The organism is Streptomyces sp. NPDC031445 (assembly GCF_055581365.1).
In genome coordinates this window covers 504003-521131 of sequence record NZ_JBVIJO010000003.1, presented here as the reverse complement: position 1 = coordinate 521131, position 17129 = coordinate 504003, and the positions used below count along the sequence as shown (strand labels likewise).

Here is a 17129-nt window from a genome sequence, read left to right as displayed (position 1 = left end):
TCCGCCCGCTCACCCGGCTCTGCCGGCTCTGCCGGCTTTCCTGGCTCTCCCGGCTGACAGATCCCGTCCTCCCGGCCGGCGCCTAACTGTCCGCCGGGGTCGGGGTGCCGGTGTCGGTCGGCGTGGGAGTCGGCGTCGGGGAGTCGGAGGGGGGCGGGGACGTCGGGGTCGGCGTCGGGTCCGAGGGCGGCGGGGACTGCGTGGCGGGCGGCTCGGTGGGCGGTGTGCTCGGCGGGGGCGACGGCGGTGTCGGTGAGGCGTGGGGCGGGGCAGGGCGGCTCGGCGCCGTGCCGTAGCCGTCGATCGAGACGACCGCGCCCGCCGGTGCCACCGCCACCTGCGCGTGCCAGTGGCCGGACGGCTCGCGCAGGTGGTCGACGTACACCTTGACCGTCAGCGTCCGGCCGGGCTCCAGGGTTCCGGAGGACTGGCTGAAGTAGAGCCAGCCGGCCGACGTGGACACCGACCAGCGGACCTGGGACGCGCCGGACGCCGTGAGGGTGATCAGGGTCGTGTCGCCGTCGTTGGCGGCGCTCACCTCCAGCTGTCCGGCGCCCTTGGCGCCCGTGCCGCCGACGCTGACGACCTCCACCGAGACGTCCGCCTTGCCGTCCTTGCCCATGCGGACGCCCGGCTTCACGCTGGCGTTCCCCGCGTTCTCGTAGCCGCCGGACGTGTCGCCGCCGAGTGCCCCGGGGCCCTGCGCCTCCCGCGCGGTCGCCGGGCGCCCGTCGTCCTCCCCGGCCGGCCCGCCCCGGTAGGCGGCCCACAGGGCGAGGACCGGCGCGGCGACGACGGTGGCCACGACCGTCGTCGTGACCGCCCGCGCGCGGATGCGGTCGCGGCGGGCGGCGCGGTCCTTGGGGTCCATCGGGAAGCCGCGCCGGTCGAAGCGGGGCACGGCCGCGCCCCTCGCGCGCGGGTGGCGTGCCAGGGCCGCGCGCGGGGCTTCCAGGACGGGCAGCTCGGCGGGGGTGACCGTGGCGCCGGGCCAGTGGCCGGGGACCGCGCGCTCGGCGGTGCGGCGGCAGCGCGGACAGTCGTCGACGTGCCGGACCAGCTCGCGGCGCACCGCCGCGCTGAGGACCAGCCGGTTGTCACCGGTGAGGTGGGCCACGCTGGGGCAGCCGCCCGTCTCGACCACGGCGAGGGCCGCGCGCGTGCGCTCGACCTCGCAGGCGGCGGACGCGAGCAGTTCCCGGGCGGCGGCGGGCTCCATGCCGAGGACGGCGGCGACCTCGTGGGCGGCGAGGTGGTGACGGACGGCGAGTTCCAGGGCCTCGCGCTGCTCGGGCGTGGTCCCGGCGGCCTCCGGCCAGGCCAGCAACGCGAGTTCACGCCGCCGCCGCTCCTGGACCTCCGGGGGGAGCGCGGCCGGCGTGGAGGGTTCTCCGGCGGGGGGCTCCTTACCGGCGGACCCGGGGGGCCGGGCACTCCCGTCGGCCCAGGAGGGCCACTGAGCGGCGGCGCGGGGTCCGGCGGGCCCGTGAGACGCGGGAGACCTGTGCGATCCCAGGGGCGGTTCCGGAGATCCGGACGGCCCCTCCGTCCCTGTGAACCCGGCCGGCGCGGCAGACCCGCCCGGCCCGGCGGTCCGCTCGGCCCCGGGCGGCCCGCCTGTCCCCTTTCCGGCGCCGCCCGGCCCGCCGCGCCCCGCCGCGTGTGTGGCCTGACGTTTCTGCTTGGCCTCGGCGAGCTTGCGGAGGCAGGCCCAGCGGGCGAGGGCGTACAGCCAGGCCCTGCGGTCGCCGGGCGCACCGGGGGCCCGGTGGCCGCGCCGTTCGGCCAGGGCGAGGACGTCGCCGAGGGCGGCGGTGGCCGTGTCGTGGTCGCACAGGACGGACAGGCAGTAGGTGAACAGGCCGTCCAGGTACGGCTCGTAGCGCGCCGGCGTGCGCTGGGCGACGTTGCGTGCGGCGGCGCGGTCGCGCGCCTCCTTCTCCTCACGGTTCTCGCGCGCCTCGCGTCGTGCGTCACGGGCCTCACGTGCCCCGCGATGCGCCCGGTGCGCGCCTGTCGTGCGGGTGGTCGTCTCCGGACTGCTGCTCATCACCCGTGCGACCGTAGGCGGCCGCGGAGTGCCCCTTCTGGCACCTTGAGCACTTTTAATCCGTACGGGTGAAACGATCCCTCATAAGGGGACAGGAACCCTTTATTCCGCGGCTGGATCCCTGCGGGCGGTGGCCGAGAACGGTTCACCCACACGTGCCCCCCGCTCCCGCGCACCCGACCGCCCGCCCCGGTGTCAGTGCTCCGGGCTACGGTTCTCCGCATGGCTGCCCGTACCAAGACGACCAAGGACCGCCCGTCCTACCGCTGCACCGAGTGCGGCTGGCAGACGGCCAAGTGGCTCGGCCGCTGCCCGGAGTGCCAGGCCTGGGGCACGATCGAGGAGTACGGCGCGCCCGCGGTCCGCACCACGGCCCCGGGCCGGGTGACCAGCTCGGCGCTGCCCATCGGCCAGGTCGACGGCCGCCAGGCCACCGCCCGCACGACGGGTGTGCCGGAGCTGGACCGGGTGCTCGGCGGCGGCCTGGTGCCCGGCGCCGTCGTCCTGCTCGCGGGCGAGCCCGGCGTCGGCAAGTCCACCCTGCTGCTGGACGTGGCCGCCAAGGCGGCCGGCCCCGAGCACCGCACCCTCTATGTGACCGGCGAGGAGTCGGCGAGCCAGGTGCGGCTGCGCGCCGACCGCATCGGCGCGCTCCACGACCACCTCTATCTGGCCGCCGAGACCGACCTGTCCGCCGTCCTCGGCCACCTGGACGAGGTCAAGCCGTCCCTGCTGATCCTCGACTCGGTGCAGACGGTGGCCTCCCCGGAGATCGAGGGCGCGCCCGGCGGCATGGCCCAGGTCCGCGAGGTGGCGGGCGCGCTGATCCGGGCGTCCAAGGAGCGGGGCATGTCCACGCTGCTCGTGGGCCACGTCACGAAGGACGGCGCCATCGCCGGGCCCCGCCTGCTGGAGCACCTGGTGGACGTCGTCCTGCACTTCGAGGGCGACCGGCACGCGCGCCTGCGCCTGGTGCGGGGCGTGAAGAACCGGTACGGGGCGACGGACGAGGTGGGCTGCTTCGAGCTGCACGACGAGGGCATCACGGGTCTCGCCGACCCCAGCGGCCTGTTCCTGACCCGCCGGGCCGAGCCGGTCCCGGGCACCTGCCTGACCGTCACGCTGGAGGGCCGCCGTCCGCTGGTGGCCGAGGTGCAGGCGCTGACCGTCGACTCCCAGATCCCCTCCCCGCGCCGTACGACGTCCGGGCTGGAGACCTCCCGGGTGTCGATGATGCTGGCCGTCCTGGAGCAGCGCGGCCGGATCAGCGCGCTCGGCAAGCGGGACATCTACTCGGCGACGGTCGGCGGCGTGAAGCTGTCGGAGCCCGCCGCCGACCTCGCCATCGCGCTCGCCCTCGCCTCGGCCGCCAGCGACACCCCCCTGCCGAAGAACCTGGTGGCGATCGGCGAGGTCGGGCTCGCGGGCGAGGTCAGACGGGTCACGGGCGTGCAGCGCAGGCTCGCCGAGGCGCACCGGCTGGGCTTCACGCACGCGCTCGTACCGGGCGATCCGGGCAAGGTGCCGGCCGGCATGAAGGTCCTGGAAGTCGCCGACATGGGCGACGCGCTCCGGGTCCTGCCGCGCTCCCGTCGCCGAGAGGCCCCACGGGAGGCGGAGGAGCGCCGGTAGACTTTGCCCAGGTCTCGCCCGTCCGTACGAACCGAGTGCGGGTGCGGGAGCGCGTCAGAACCTGCGACCGGAGGAGTGCAGTGGCAGCCAACGACCGGGCAGCAGCTCCCGGCAAGTCCGGTGGGAGTGCCGGTTCCGATGGCCTGATGCGCGCCTCGCTGAGCGCCGTGGCACCCGGTACGGCCCTGCGTGACGGGCTGGAGCGCGTCCTGCGCGGCAACACCGGCGGGCTCATCGTCCTCGGCTCGGACAAGACGGTCGAGGCGATGTGCACGGGCGGTTTCGTGCTGGACGTCGAGTTCACCGCGACCCGGCTGCGGGAGCTGTGCAAGCTGGACGGCGGCATCGTGCTGTCCTCGGACCTGTCCAAGATCCTCCGGGCGGGCGTGCAGTTCGTGCCGGACGCGACGATCCCGACGGAGGAGACGGGCACGCGGCACCGCACGGCGGACCGGGTGTCCAAGCAGGTCGGCTTCCCGGTGGTCTCGGTCTCCCAGTCGATGCGGCTGATCGCCCTGTACGTGGACGGTCAGCGGCGCGTCCTGGAGGACTCGGCGGCGATCCTGTCCCGCGCGAACCAGGCGCTGGCGACCCTGGAGCGGTACAAGCTCCGGCTGGACGAGGTCGCGGGCACGCTGTCGGCGCTGGAGATCGAGGACCTGGTCACGGTCCGGGACGTGTCGGCGGTCGCGCAGCGGCTGGAGATGGTCCGCCGCATCGCCACCGAGATCGCCGAGTACGTGGTCGAGCTGGGCACGGACGGCCGTCTCCTCGCCCTCCAGCTGGAGGAGCTGATCGCCGGTGTCGAGCCCGACCGCTCGCTGGTCGTCCGCGACTACGTGCCCGAGCCCACGGCCAAGCGGTCCCGCACGGTCGACGAGGCGCTGGCCGAGCTGGACGCGCTGACCCACGCCGAGCTGCTCGAACTCGGCACGGTGGCGCGGGCGCTGGGCTACACGGGGTCCCCCGAGACGCTCGACTCGGCGGTGTCCCCGCGCGGGTTCCGGCTGCTGGCCAAGGTGCCGCGGCTGCCGGGCGCCATCATCGACCGGCTGGTGGAGCATTTCGGGGGCCTGCAGAAGCTGCTCGCCGCGAGCGTCGACGACCTGCAGACCGTGGACGGGGTCGGCGAGGCCCGCGCGCGGAGCGTGCGGGAGGGGCTGTCGCGCCTGGCGGAGTCGTCGATCCTGGAGCGCTACGTCTGAGGTCCGGCCGGGCGCCTGAGGGCTCGCAGCCGGAGGGCGTACGGCGACTGCGGGTGCGTGGGAGTGTTCGCGCGGTTCCGCGCGCTCCTCAGTCAGCCGACAGTACGAACGACGCCTGGGTCTTGCCGAAGCCCGGGGTCTTGGCCTCCAGCAGGTACGTGCCCGGCTTCGCCGCGCCCCCGGAGGGCGTCGCGCAGTGGGCCGCGCTCGGTTTGCGGTCCCACTTCACGGTGTAGGTGATGCTCTGGCCGGCGGGCACCCGGAACACCAGGCTGCCCGCGCCTCCGGGGCAGTCGGCCGACGACCAGAGCGCGTCGTCGCCGTCCGCGGGCGTGACCGTCAACACCGCGTTCTTCGGGCCGAGATCCACCTTGCAGTCGGCCGACGAGCCGTTCTTCGCGGTCAGTTCGAACGTCGGCGTCTGGTCCGGGGAGTAGGAGTTGCGCAGGCTGCGCAGGCTCAACGACACCGCTCCGGACGTGCAGTCGGGCAGCGTGGAGGACGCCGGGAGCGTGTCGCCCGCACCGACACCGCCGCCACCGGAGGCCGTACCGGAACCCGAGCCGCCACCGGAGCCCGAGGAGCCGCCGGCGGGACCGCCGTCCCCTCCGGAGGCGGAACCCGAGCCCGAGGCCGAGCCCGAGCCCGAACCGGAGCCGCTGCCGCCGGAGTTGCCGCCGCCCGACTCGTCGCGCCCGCCCGGGTGCTGGCTGATGGCGGGACCGGACGAGCTCGGTCCGGGCGTGATGGTGTGCGTGGGATTCTTGCCGTTGGACCCGTCGGCGTTCTTCTTGCCGCCCCCGCCGCCGGCGGTGACGATCCATATGATCACCAGCGCCAACAGGGCGACCACGGACAGCAGTACGGCCCTCCGACGCCAGTAGATGGTGGAGGGAAGCGGCCCGACCGGATTGCGCAGAGATCCCACGGCGCAAACTGTACGAGAGATCGCCGCGCTTGCTCGCGTCACCCGCCGCGCCGGCGTCAACTTTTCCGGATCATCATCCCGGTAACTGCCGCGGACGGCACGGCCCTTCCCGTTCCGCCACGCTCGGTGAGCGGTCGGTCACCCATCGGGCCCGCCAACCCGTGGCAGGATCGGAAGGGCCATGACTGAGAAGCTGCACGCCCCCGTGATCGCCTGGTTCGACATCCACGCCCGCGACCTTCCCTGGCGCCGCCCGGAGGCGGGCCCGTGGGGCGTGATGGTCAGCGAGTTCATGCTCCAGCAGACCCCGGTGAACCGGGTGCTGCCCGTCTACGAGGAGTGGCTGGCCCGCTGGCCGCGCCCCGCCGACCTGGCGAAGGAGGCGCCCGGCGAGGCGGTGCGCGCCTGGGGCCGGCTCGGCTATCCGCGCCGCGCGCTGCGCCTGCACGGCGCCGCGGTCGCCATAACGGAGCGGCACGGCGGTGACGTACCGACGGATCACGCGCAGTTGCTGGCGCTGCCCGGCATCGGTGAGTACACGGCCGCCGCGGTGGCCTCGTTCGCGTACGGGCAGCGGCACGCGGTGCTGGACACCAATGTGCGCCGGGTGCTCGCGCGGGCGGTGACCGGGGTGCAGTACCCGCCGAACGCCACCACGGCCGCCGAGCGGCGCCTGGCGCGGGAGCTGCTGCCGCAGGACGAGCGGACCGCCGCGCGGTGGGCCGCCGCCTCCATGGAACTGGGCGCGCTGGTGTGCACGGCGAAGAACGAGGGGTGCGCGCGGTGCCCCATCGCCGCGCAGTGCGCCTGGCGGCTCGCGGGCAAGCCGGAGCACGCGGGTCCGCCGCGCCGCGGACAGACGTACGCCGGCACGGACCGGCAGGTGCGGGGCAAGCTGCTGGCCGTGCTGCGGGAGGCGCACGCGCCGGTGCCGCAGGCGGTGCTGGACCGGGTGTGGCACGAGCCGGTGCAGCGGGCGCGCGCGCTCGACGGGCTGGTCGCCGACGGTCTGGTGGAGCCCCTTCCGGGCGGCCTCTACCGGCTGCCGCTCGGCTGACGCACGGCCGGCCCACGGCCAAGTCACAGCCGCCCGGCGTCCGTTACGGAGAAACCGATCGGACAAATCGCCCCATACCAGGACAACTTCCCCGTTGGCGCTACCCAGTTCGTCCGTCCGTTACACAACCGACGGATAGCTGATTGCCAGCCGCAGGCTGGTCCGCACAGCCCCGTGACAACCACTCCGTAGCTTCTACTGCGTGCCCGGCGGACCACCGGGCGCGGGGAGAGCGGGACTTCGGGCGAGGGCCGGAAGCACAACGGGGAACGGAGGCGGTTGATCATGGCGCAGGGCGAGGTGCTCGGATTCGAGGAGTACGTCCGCAGCCGGCAGGACGCGCTGCTGCGCAGCGCCCGCCGGCTGGTCCCGGACCCGGTCGACGCCCAGGACCTGCTGCAGACGGCGCTGGTGCGGACGTACGGCCGCTGGGACGGCATCGCCGACAAGCGCCTCGCCGACGCCTACCTGCGCCGCGTCATGATCAACACGCGGACCGAGTGGTGGCGGGCGCGCAAGCTGGAGGAGGTGCCGACCGAGCAGCTGCCGGACGCCTCCGTCGAGGACTCCACCGAGCAGCACGCCGACCGGGCCCTGCTGATGGACGTCATGAAGGTGCTCGCACCGAAGCAGCGCAGCGTCGTGGTGCTGCGACACTGGGAGCAGATGTCCACTGAGGAGACGGCCGCTGCCCTCGGCATGTCGGCCGGTACGGTCAAGAGCACGCTGCACCGGGCGCTCGCCCGGCTCCGTGAGGAGCTGGAGGCCCGCGATCTGGACGCACGCGCTCTGGAGCGTGAGGAGCGGGAGCGTTGCGCGGCCTGACCGGGGCCGGGCCCGACCGGGCCCGAGGCAGTACACAGGCGGTGATCGCGGTGGGGGCCGCGCTCGCCGCCCCCGCCCTTTTCCTCGCCGCGTGCGGCAGCGGGGGCACGGGCGCACGGGACGAGGGCCCGGCACACGCCTCGGCGATGGCGGGGGCCGTCGCCTCCCCCTCCCCCAGCCCGTCCGAGCACTACCGGCGGGTGGACCCCGTGGCGCTGGTCAAGAGCGATCCCGAGGTGTCGCCGGCGGTCAAGCGCGAGCTGAAACCGTGCAACGGTGATGAATATCCGGTCGACGTCTCCTACGGCAATCTGACCGGGGCCCCGGTGGACGACGTCGTCGTCAACGTGCTGACCTGCGCCGACGCCGTCGGCATCGGCTCGTACGTGTACCGGGACGCCGGTGGCTCGTTCCGGAGCGTCTTCAAGAGCGAGGAGTCCCCGGTCTACGCCGAGATCGACCAGGGCGTCCTGTCGGTGACCAGGCAGTACTACGAGAAGGGCGACCCGATCTCCAGCCCGTCCGGTGAGATCGTGACCCCGTACACCTGGAAGGCGGGACGGTTCGCCCAGGGCAAGCCCACGCGCAACGAGTACAGCAAGTCGGCCGGCGGGGGCCCGACACCCGTGCCGGACAGCTGACCGCCCCGCACCCTCGCACACCCGACCGCCGCACCTACCCCACGAAGACTGAGAGCACCGGGATGGCAGACCAGACCCACGTCCTGTTCGTCGAGGACGACGACGTCATCCGCGAGGCCACCCAGCTCGCCCTGGAGCGGGACGGCTTCGCGGTCACCGCGATGCCCGACGGCCTGTCGGGCCTGGAGGCGTTCCGGGCGAACCGCCCCGACATCGCGCTGCTGGACGTCATGGTGCCGGGCCTGGACGGCGTCAGCCTGTGCCGCCGGATCCGGGACGAGTCGACCGTGCCGGTGATCATGCTGTCGGCGCGCGCCGACTCCATCGACGTCGTCCTGGGGCTGGAGGCGGGCGCCGACGACTACGTGACCAAGCCCTTCGACGGTGCCGTGCTGGTCGCCCGGATCCGCGCGGTGCTGCGCCGCTTCGGGCACGCCGGCGGGTCCGCGCAGGCGGAGGAGGCCGTGTCGGCGGACGGCGGCGGCACGCTCGCCTTCGGCGACCTGGAGATCGACACCGACGGCATGGAGGTGCGCCGGGCCGGGCAGCCGGTGGCGCTGACACCGACCGAGATGCGGCTGCTGCTGGAGTTCTCCGCCGCCCCGGGCACCGTGCTCTCCCGCGACAAGCTGCTGGAGCGGGTGTGGGACTACGGCTGGGGCGGCGACACCCGGGTCGTGGACGTGCATGTGCAGCGGCTGCGGCAGAAGATCGGCCAGGACCGGATCGAGACGGTCCGCGGCTTCGGCTACAAGCTGAAGGCCTGAGCGGAGCGGCGGTATGCGGGGGATTCTTCGGCATCCGGTCCGGCGCATGGAGCGCGCGGGCCTGCGCACCGGGCTCCGGTGGAAGGTCAGCGCGGCCATCGCGCTGGTGGCCGGGCTGGTGGCGATCGTCCTCAGCCTGGTCGTGCACAACGCGGCCCGCGTCTCGATGCTGGACAACGCGCGCGAGCTGGCCAACGACCGGGTCCTGATGGCCCAGCGCAACTACGAGCTGAACCGGGGGCCGGTCTTCCCCTACGTCAAGGTCGACGACCCAGAGCTGCCGGCCGCGCTGCGCGAGAGGGTCGAGCGGGGCCGCCGGGCGAGCGACGTCTCCGAGCACCACGGGGTGGCGGACGTCTGGGCGGCCGTACCCGTGAAGGACGGACATGTGCTGTCCCTGCACAGCCATCTGCCCGACCGCAGCACCGACATGCTGCAGGACCTGGACCAGGCCCTGGTCATCGGCTCGGTGGCGGTCGTGCTCGGCGGCAGCGCGCTGGGCGTGCTGATCGGCGGGCAGCTGTCCCGCCGGCTGCGCAAGGCGGCGGCCGCCGCGAACCAGGCCGCGGCCGGTGAGACCGACGTACGCGTGCAGGAGGCCATCGGCGGGGTCGTACGGGACGAGACCGACGAACTCGCGCGCGCGGTGGACGCCATGGCGGACGCGCTGCGGCAGCGCCTGGAGGCCGAGCGGCGGGTCACCGCCGACATCGCGCACGAGCTGCGCACCCCGGTGACGGGTCTGCTGACGGCGGCCGAGCTGCTGCCGCCCGGCCGGCCCACGGAGCTGGTCCTGGACCGGGCCAAGGCCATGCGCACCCTGGTCGAGGACGTCCTGGAGGTGGCCCGGCTGGACGGGGCCTCGGAGCGGGCGGAGTTGCAGGACATCATGCTCGGCGAGTTCGTCGCGCGCCGGGTGGCGGCCAAGGATCCGGACATCGCCGTACGGGTGGTGCACGAGTCGGAGGTCACCACCGACCCGCGGCGGCTGGAGCGGGTGCTGTTCAACCTGCTCGCCAACGCCGCCCGGCACGGCCGGCCGCCGATCGAGGTCACCGTGGAGGGACGGGTCATCCGGGTCCGCGACCACGGCCCCGGCTTCCCGGACGAGCTGCTCGCCGAGGGGCCGAGCCGGTTCCGCACCGGCAGCAAGGACCGCGCCGGGCAGGGCCACGGCCTCGGCCTGACCATCGCGGCGGGCCAGGCGCGGGTGCTGGGGGCCCGGCTGACGTTCCGCAACGTACGGCCCGTGGCGGCGCCCGCCGGTGTTCCCGCGGAGGGTGCGGTGGCCGTGCTGTGGCTGCCGGAGCACGCCCCGACCAACACGGGCAGCTATCCGCTCCTGCCCGCGTCCGGCGGCACGTCGCTGCCGTCCCACCGCGCGCCCCGGGACACGTGAGGACGCACCGCGCACCGGGGCCCGATCCGTATCCCGCCGCCCAGGCTCACCGCTCACCGGGAAGCCCGAGCCAGAGCCCGCCGCCCAGCCCCGGCACCGCGCCGGTACCGTCCGGGCTCAGCGCCGCCCCGGCCCGGCACCGCCCCGGCCCAGTCCAGCCCAGCACCGGAACCGTCCCGGACTAGCACCGTCCGGGGCCAGCACCGCCCAGGCCCAGCACCGCGGCCCGGCACCGTCCAGGCCCAGCGCCGCCCGGCCTCGGCGCCGTCCCGGGCCCGCGCCTCGGACGGCCGAAGGCCCCGGCGCTGTGGACGCGCGCCGGGGCCTTCGGGCTATGGCTGGTTCAGACGGCCTCGACCACGGTCACGGGCGCCGCGTCGGCGCCCTCCGCGGCGGCCTTGGGACCGCCCTTGAGCGGCACCTCCTTGACGAACAGCGCCGCGATCAGCACCAGCACCGAGATGCAGGCACCGAGCAGGAACGCCGAGTGCGTGCCGGAGGACACCGCGTGCTGGTACGCCTCGCGGGCCGCCGCCGGGAGCTTCGCCAGGCTCTTCGCGTCCAGCTGCGCCGACTGTTCGGTCATCTTGGCCCCCGCCGCGCCGGCCCGCTCGGCCATGACGTCCTGGACCCGGTGGTTGAACAGGGCGCCCATGATGGCCACGCCGAAGGAGGAGCCGAGCGTACGGAACAGGGTGGTGGAGGAGGACGCCACGCCCATGTCCCTCATCTGGACGCTGTTCTGCGCGACCAGCATGGTGATCTGCATCAGGCAGCCCATGCCCGCGCCGACCACGGCCATGTAGAGACCGGAGGTCAGGCGGGTCGTGCCGGTGTCCATCAGGGACAGCAGGTACAGGCCGACGGTCATCAGGACGCCGCCGACGATCGGGAAGATCTTGTACCGGCCGCTGTTGGTGGTGACCCGCCCGGCGACCATCGAGGTCACGAGCATCGCGCCGAGCATCGGCAGGAGCAGCAGTCCGGAGTTGGTGGCGGAGGCGCCCTGCACGGCCTGCTGGTAGAGCGGCAGGAACAGGGTGGCGCCGAACATCACGAAGCCGGTGATGAAGCCGATGACCGACATCAGGGTGAAGTTGCGGCTCTTGAAGATGTGCAGCGGCACGACCGGTTCGGCGGCCTTGGTCTGCCAGAACACGAACCCGACCAGCGCGGCCACGCCGATGCCGGTCAGCTCCATGATCCGCGCGGAGGTCCAGGCGTACTCGGTGCCGCCCCAGGTGGTGACCAGCACGATGGAGGTGATGCCGACGGTGAGCAGCAGCACGCCCAGGTAGTCGATGCCGGCCTTGGAGCGCTTCTTCGGCAGGTGCAGTACGGCGGTGACGAGCGCGAGGGCGACCGCGCCGAGCGGCAGGTTGATGTAGAAGGCCCAGCGCCAGCCCCAGTTGTCGGTGATGGTGCCGCCGACGAGCGGGCCGCCGATCATCGCCAGCGCCATCACGCCGGCCATCATGCCCTGGTACTTGCCGCGCTCCCGCGGCGGGATCAGGTCGCCGATGATCGCCATGACGCCGACCATCAGACCGCCGGCGCCCAGGCCCTGTACGGCACGGAACCCGATCAGCTGGCCCATGTCCTGGGCCATGCCGCTCAGCGCCGAGCCGAGCAGGAAGATCACGATCGAGCTGAGGAAGGCGCCCTTGCGCCCGTACATGTCGCCGATCTTGCCCCAGATGGGGGTGGAGGCCGCGGTGGCCAGGGTGTAGCCGGTGACGACCCAGGAGAGGTGTTCCAGGCCGCCCAGCTCGCCCACGATCGTGGGCATCGCCGTACCGACGATCATGTTGTCCAGCATCGCGAGCATCATCGCGATCATCAGTGCGAGCAGCACCACCCGCACGCTCCGGGGCGGTTTGCCCTCGGCAGCACTCTGGGGCTGTCCGCCCTCAGCTATGACACTTTCGACCGTGTCCGCCATCGTCTTTCCATTCCCCCTGCGGCAGCTACTTACTTGCCGCCCGGCTAGTTACTACACTGCGGAAGGTAGACCCGCTACTAGCCGGTCGTCAAGTAAGTTTTCGCGGGAGCGCGAGGAGTACGAGGATGGGCCTCACCATGGACGGCACCAAGCACCAGCGCCGCGGCAACACCCGCCAGCGCATCCAGGACGTGGCGCTCGAACTCTTCGCGGAGCAGGGCTACGAGAAGACCTCCCTGCGGGAGATCGCCGAGCGCCTCGACGTCACGAAGGCGGCCCTGTACTACCACTTCAAGACGAAGGAAGAGATCATCGTCAGCCTCTTCGCGGACCTGACGAAGCCGATCGAGGACCTGATCGAGTGGGGCGGGCGGCAGCCGCACACCCTGGAGACCAAGCAGGAGATCGTCCGCCGCTACAGCGAGGCGCTGGCCGGCGCGGAACCGCTGTTCCGCTTCATGCAGGAGAACCAGGCGACGGTCCGGGAACTGCGCATCGGCGACACCTTCAAGGACCGGATGCGCGGCCTGCGAGACATCCTCATCGACCCGGAGGCGGAGCTGGTCGACCAGATCCGCTCGGTCAGCGCGATGTTCACGCTGCACGCCGGGATGTTCGTGATGCAGGACCTCGAAGGCGACTCCGAGAAGAAGCGCGAGGCTGTTCTCGAAGTCGCCATGGACCTCGTGGCGCAGGCGCACGAACACGCCCGCGAGAAGGGCTAGGGCCCGTCGTAGGTCAGACCTTCACGCCCTGGGCGCGCAGGAACGGGACCGGGTCGATGCCGGAGCCGTAGTTCGGGGTCGTGCGGATCTCGAAGTGCAGGTGCGGACCCGTGGAGTTGCCGGTGGAGCCGGAGAGCGCGATGTGCTGGCCGGTCGCGACGACCTGGCCGATCCGGACGTCGACGCGGGACAGGTGCGCGTACTGCGAGTAGGTGCCGTTGCCGTGCTTGATGACGATGGCGTTGCCGTACGCCGGGCCGTCGCCGGCGCCGTTGGGGCCGGCCTTGACGACGGTGCCGCCGTGCGCGGCGACGACCTCGGTGCCGGTCGGCACGGCGAAGTCCTGGCCGCTGTGCTTGTGCGCCCAGTGGCTGCCGGCCTGCGCGAAGCCCGCCGAGAGCGCGTACTTCTTGACCGGGTCGACCCAGGAGCCGGCGGACGCGGTGGCGGCGCTCGCGACCCCAGTGCCCAGCACGGCCGCGGCGCCGAGTCCGGCAGCCAGGACGGTCACACGGGAACGGAGCGAGGACGTACGGGAGGAGCGGGACGTGAAGCGCTGGAACATCTGGACCTCGTGAACTCGGAGACACTTCCGCCACCCGGCGTACGGACGTCCATGGAGACGTTTCACCGGAGCGGCTGTTCCTTGGTAACCGAGCACCCCATCAAGCCCAAAACACCCCAAGTACGGCATCACGTAGTAGAGGCCGCTAATACCACTTACTTTCTTGACAGCCGCCCCCTCCCGCGCACAGGGCCCTGACGACGCACTTCCCAGGCGTGACCCCGCCGAATAGATCTTTCCCCTTTGTCCGTTTTGCCTATACGACGCATCCCACTATGCCGTCTAGTACCGGACATTTCGCCTGTGCCGCATATCACCGGCACCCCTTGCCGGGAAATGCAGAAATGTGACGCAGACCTCTAGGCGCCTACCCTCCAGTAACCGTGGCCGCCGCCCCGGCGTCCTGGCCGGCGGCCACACCGAGAAGACCTTCAAGCTGCCGGACTACGACGGACAGCTGTCGTAGGACCGCAGACGCCCGGCACGGACGCGTCCCGGGCACGCGACCGCGCCCGGGAACGCCGAAGAGGCCGGTGCCCGAAGGCACCGGCCCCTAAAGTCCGGCTGGACCGCCGGAGGCTGACGCTTACTCCTTGCTCAGGTTGGGCCCTGCCCCACCCGCGGCCTGCTCGATCGGCGGGACGTCCGGCAGTGCCGACTTCTCCTCACCCCGGAAGGTGAAGGTGGCGGCGTCGCCCTCGCCCTCGGTGTCCACGACCACGATGTGACCGGGGCGCAGCTCACCGAAGAGGATCTTCTCCGAGAGCGTGTCCTCGATCTCGCGCTGGATCGTGCGGCGCAGCGGCCGGGCGCCCAGCACCGGGTCGTAACCCTTCTTGGACAGCAGCTCCTTCGCGGACTGGGACAGCTCGATGCCCATGTCCCGGTCCTTCAGGCGCTCGTCCACCTTGCTGATCATCAGGTCGACGATCCGCAGGATGTCCTCCTGCGTCAGCTGCGGGAAGACGACCACGTCGTCGACGCGGTTGAGGAACTCGGGGCGGAAGTGCTGCTTGAGCTCGTCCGACACCTTGTTCTTCATGCGCTCGTAGTTGGTCTTCGTGTCACCCGCGGCGGCGAAGCCGAGGTTGAAGCCCTTGGAGATGTCCCGGGTGCCGAGGTTGGTCGTCATGATGATGACCGTGTTCTTGAAGTCCACGACCCGGCCCTGCGAGTCGGTCAGACGACCGTCCTCCAGGATCTGCAGCAGCGAGTTGAAGATGTCCGGGTGGGCCTTCTCGACCTCGTCGAAGAGGACGACCGAGAACGGCTTGCGGCGGACCTTCTCCGTCAGCTGGCCGCCCTCCTCGTAGCCCACGTATCCGGGGGGCGAACCGAAGAGACGCGACACCGTGTGCTTCTCGCTGAACTCCGACATGTCGAGGGAGATCAGCGCGTCCTCGTCGCCGAAGAGGAACTCGGCGAGCGCCTTGGACAGCTCGGTCTTACCGACACCGGACGGGCCGGCGAAGATGAACGAACCACCGGGACGCTTCGGGTCCTTCAGGCCCGCACGCGTACGACGGATCGCCTTCGACAGCGCCTTGACGGCGTCGTTCTGGCCGATGACCCGCTTGTGCAGCTCCTCCTCCATGCGGAGCAGGCGGCTGGACTCCTCCTCGGTCAGCTTGAAGACCGGGATGCCGGTGGCCGTGGCGAGGACCTCGGCGATCAGCTCGCCGTCGACCTCGGCGACGACGTCCATGTCGCCGGCCTTCCACTCCTTCTCCCGCTTCGCCTTGGCGGCCAGGAGCTGCTTCTCCTTGTCGCGCAGGGACGCGGCCTTCTCGAAGTCCTGCGAGTCGATCGCGGACTCCTTGTCCCGGCGGACGGCGGCGATCTTCTCGTCGAACTCGCGCAGGTCCGGCGGAGCGGTCATCCGGCGGATGCGCATCCGGGAACCGGCCTCGTCGATCAGGTCGATCGCCTTGTCCGGCAGGAAGCGGTCCGAGATGTAGCGGTCGGCCAGGGTGGCCGCCTGGACCAGGGCCTCGTCCGTGATGGAGACGCGGTGGTGCGCCTCGTACCGGTCGCGCAGGCCCTTGAGGATCTCGATCGTGTGCGGCAGGGACGGCTCGGCGACCTGGATGGGCTGGAAGCGGCGCTCCAGGGCCGCGTCCTTCTCCAGGTGCTTGCGGTACTCGTCCAGCGTGGTCGCACCGATGGTCTGCAGCTCACCGCGGGCCAGCATCGGCTTCAGGATCGAGGCCGCGTCGATGGCGCCCTCGGCGGCACCCGCACCGACCAGCGTGTGCAGCTCGTCGATGAACAGGATGATGTCGCCGCGGGTGCGGATCTCCTTGAGCACCTTCTTCAGGCGCTCCTCGAAGTCACCGCGGTAGCGGGAGCCGGCGACCAGGGCGCCGAGGTCCAGCGTGTAGAGGTGCTTGTCCTTGAGGGTCTCGGGCACCTCGCCCTTGACGATGGCCTGGGCGAGGCCCTCGACGACGGCGGTCTTGCCGACGCCGGGCTCACCGATCAGCACCGGGTTGTTCTTCGTGCGGCGGGACAGCACCTGCATGACCCGCTCGATCTCCTTCTCGCGCCCGATGACCGGGTCGAGCTTGGACTCACGAGCGGCCTGGGTGAGGTTCCGGCCGAACTGGTCCAGGACGAGAGAGGTCGAGGGGGTGCCCTCGGCCGGGCCGCCCGCGGCGGCGGTCTCCTTGCCCTGGTAACCGGAGAGCAGCTGGATGACCTGCTGCCGCACCCGGTTGAGGTCTGCGCCCAGCTTGACCAGGACCTGGGCGGCGACGCCCTCGCCCTCGCGGATCAGGCCGAGCAGGATGTGCTCCGTGCCGATGTAGTTGTGGCCCAGCTGAAGGGCCTCGCGGAGCGACAGCTCCAGGACCTTCTTGGCACGGGGGGTGAAGGGGATGTGACCGGACGGGGCCTGCTGGCCCTGGCCGATGATCTCCTCCACCTGCTGGCGGACCGCCTCAAGCGAAATGCCGAGGCTCTCCAGGGCCTTAGCGGCGACACCTTCGCCCTCGTGGATGAGACCCAGGAGGATGTGCTCGGTGCCGATGTAGTTGTGGTTGAGCATCCGGGCTTCTTCCTGAGCCAGGACGACAACCCGCCGCGCGCGGTCGGTGAACCTCTCGAACATCGTTAATCGCTCCTCAGAGCGGTCAGGCAGTGGGGGGAACTTCCCCTCCCTGTCCTTCCGCAGCTTAGTCCCGCAAGCGGGGACCGCTCATTCCAACTGCCGACACCGTCGATGGCCTCCTGACCCGTGACGCCGACATCTGCTCCAACCCGATGGTGCGAGACGATGTTCCCGCAGGCCAGGCAGTTACCCCAGTCGCCAGTACGCCGATGGCGAACGTGAGACGGCCTTTCCTGCGTGTCGCCCCCTCCCACTAGGCATGTCTTACCCGCAGGGACTGACAC

General features: G+C 71.9%; 13 protein-coding genes. 8 read left to right on the top strand and 5 right to left on the bottom strand.

Features of this window, described 5'->3' with window-relative positions:
* Positions 1-82: 82 nt before the first annotated feature.
* The gene (locus tag ACZ5DC_RS12605; RefSeq protein ID WP_468652029.1) at positions 83-2050 is read right to left on the bottom strand and encodes a BACON domain-containing protein; all 1968 of its coding nucleotides are present in this window, start codon (positions 2048-2050) and stop codon (positions 83-85) included.
* Between the two features lie 222 nt (positions 2051-2272).
* Between ACZ5DC_RS12605 and radA the strand changes: the two genes are divergently transcribed.
* Together radA and disA are read left to right on the top strand one after the other, a co-directional pair.
* On the top strand, positions 2273-3682 hold the full coding sequence (gene radA, locus ACZ5DC_RS12600) for a DNA repair protein RadA (RefSeq protein ID WP_468652027.1): 1410 nt from the start codon (positions 2273-2275) through the stop codon (positions 3680-3682).
* A gap of 80 nt (positions 3683-3762) precedes the next feature.
* Positions 3763-4887, top strand: a complete 1125-nt coding sequence (gene disA, locus ACZ5DC_RS12595; protein ID WP_015493313.1) for a DNA integrity scanning diadenylate cyclase DisA — start codon at positions 3763-3765, stop codon at positions 4885-4887.
* Positions 4888-4975: 88 nt separating this feature from the next.
* Here disA and ACZ5DC_RS12590 read toward each other — a convergent pair whose 3' ends face one another.
* Complete coding sequence (locus tag ACZ5DC_RS12590; protein ID WP_468652025.1) at positions 4976-5815, bottom strand: hypothetical protein; 840 nt, start codon at positions 5813-5815, stop codon at positions 4976-4978.
* A 181-nt stretch (positions 5816-5996) separates the two neighbouring features.
* Here ACZ5DC_RS12590 and ACZ5DC_RS12585 point away from each other — a divergent pair, with 181 nt between their 5' ends.
* From ACZ5DC_RS12585 to cseC, 5 genes are all read left to right on the top strand, one after another.
* A complete protein-coding gene (locus ACZ5DC_RS12585; protein ID WP_171154015.1) occupies positions 5997-6872 on the top strand; it encodes an A/G-specific adenine glycosylase in 876 nt (291 codons plus the stop codon).
* Positions 6873-7157: 285 nt separating this feature from the next.
* The gene (locus ACZ5DC_RS12580) at positions 7158-7697 is read left to right on the top strand and encodes a SigE family RNA polymerase sigma factor (RefSeq protein WP_468652023.1); all 540 of its coding nucleotides are present in this window, start codon (positions 7158-7160) and stop codon (positions 7695-7697) included.
* Positions 7685-8338, top strand: a complete 654-nt coding sequence (locus ACZ5DC_RS12575) for a hypothetical protein (RefSeq protein WP_366750278.1) — start codon at positions 7685-7687, stop codon at positions 8336-8338. The genes ACZ5DC_RS12580 and ACZ5DC_RS12575 overlap by 13 nt, the downstream gene beginning before the upstream one ends.
* Positions 8339-8400: 62 nt before the next feature.
* Positions 8401-9105, top strand: coding sequence for a two-component system response regulator CseB (gene cseB, locus ACZ5DC_RS12570; RefSeq protein ID WP_366750277.1), 705 nt, complete (start codon positions 8401-8403; stop codon positions 9103-9105).
* A 13-nt stretch (positions 9106-9118) separates the two neighbouring features.
* Positions 9119-10504: a two-component system sensor histidine kinase CseC gene (gene cseC / locus ACZ5DC_RS12565; protein WP_468652020.1), complete on the top strand. Its 1386-nt coding sequence runs from the start codon at positions 9119-9121 to the stop codon at positions 10502-10504.
* A 343-nt stretch (positions 10505-10847) separates the two neighbouring features.
* Here the strand turns inward: cseC and ACZ5DC_RS12560 are convergent, their stop codons facing one another.
* A complete protein-coding gene (locus tag ACZ5DC_RS12560) occupies positions 10848-12446 on the bottom strand; it encodes an MDR family MFS transporter (protein WP_468652018.1) in 1599 nt (532 codons plus the stop codon).
* A 125-nt stretch (positions 12447-12571) separates the two neighbouring features.
* On the opposite strand from ACZ5DC_RS12560, the gene ACZ5DC_RS12555 reads away from it, so the two are divergent.
* Positions 12572-13171, top strand: a complete 600-nt coding sequence (locus tag ACZ5DC_RS12555; RefSeq protein ID WP_468652015.1) for a TetR/AcrR family transcriptional regulator — start codon at positions 12572-12574, stop codon at positions 13169-13171.
* A gap of 13 nt (positions 13172-13184) precedes the next feature.
* On the opposite strand, the gene ACZ5DC_RS12550 is transcribed toward ACZ5DC_RS12555, so the two are convergent.
* Complete coding sequence (locus ACZ5DC_RS12550) at positions 13185-13736, bottom strand: M23 family metallopeptidase (RefSeq protein ID WP_366750272.1); 552 nt, start codon at positions 13734-13736, stop codon at positions 13185-13187.
* 586 nt (positions 13737-14322) lie between these two features.
* Positions 14323-16845: an ATP-dependent Clp protease ATP-binding subunit gene (locus tag ACZ5DC_RS12545; protein ID WP_014674145.1), complete on the bottom strand. Its 2523-nt coding sequence runs from the start codon at positions 16843-16845 to the stop codon at positions 14323-14325.
* Between the last annotated feature and the right edge of the window lie 284 nt (positions 16846-17129).

Coding starts and splice junctions, on each gene's coding strand:
- ACZ5DC_RS12605 (WP_468652029.1), bottom strand. CDS start 2,050: ATGAGCAGCAGTCCGGAGACGACCACCCGCACGACAGGCGCGCACCGG.
- radA (WP_468652027.1), top strand. CDS start 2,273: ATGGCTGCCCGTACCAAGACGACCAAGGACCGCCCGTCCTACCGCTGC.
- ACZ5DC_RS12585 (WP_171154015.1), top strand. CDS start 5,997: ATGACTGAGAAGCTGCACGCCCCCGTGATCGCCTGGTTCGACATCCAC.
- ACZ5DC_RS12580 (WP_468652023.1), top strand. CDS start 7,158: ATGGCGCAGGGCGAGGTGCTCGGATTCGAGGAGTACGTCCGCAGCCGG.
- cseB (WP_366750277.1), top strand. CDS start 8,401: ATGGCAGACCAGACCCACGTCCTGTTCGTCGAGGACGACGACGTCATC.
- cseC (WP_468652020.1), top strand. CDS start 9,119: ATGCGGGGGATTCTTCGGCATCCGGTCCGGCGCATGGAGCGCGCGGGC.
- ACZ5DC_RS12560 (WP_468652018.1), bottom strand. CDS start 12,446: ATGGCGGACACGGTCGAAAGTGTCATAGCTGAGGGCGGACAGCCCCAG.
- ACZ5DC_RS12555 (WP_468652015.1), top strand. CDS start 12,572: ATGGGCCTCACCATGGACGGCACCAAGCACCAGCGCCGCGGCAACACC.
- ACZ5DC_RS12550 (WP_366750272.1), bottom strand. CDS start 13,736: ATGTTCCAGCGCTTCACGTCCCGCTCCTCCCGTACGTCCTCGCTCCGT.
- ACZ5DC_RS12545 (WP_014674145.1), bottom strand. CDS start 16,845: ATGTTCGAGAGGTTCACCGACCGCGCGCGGCGGGTTGTCGTCCTGGCT.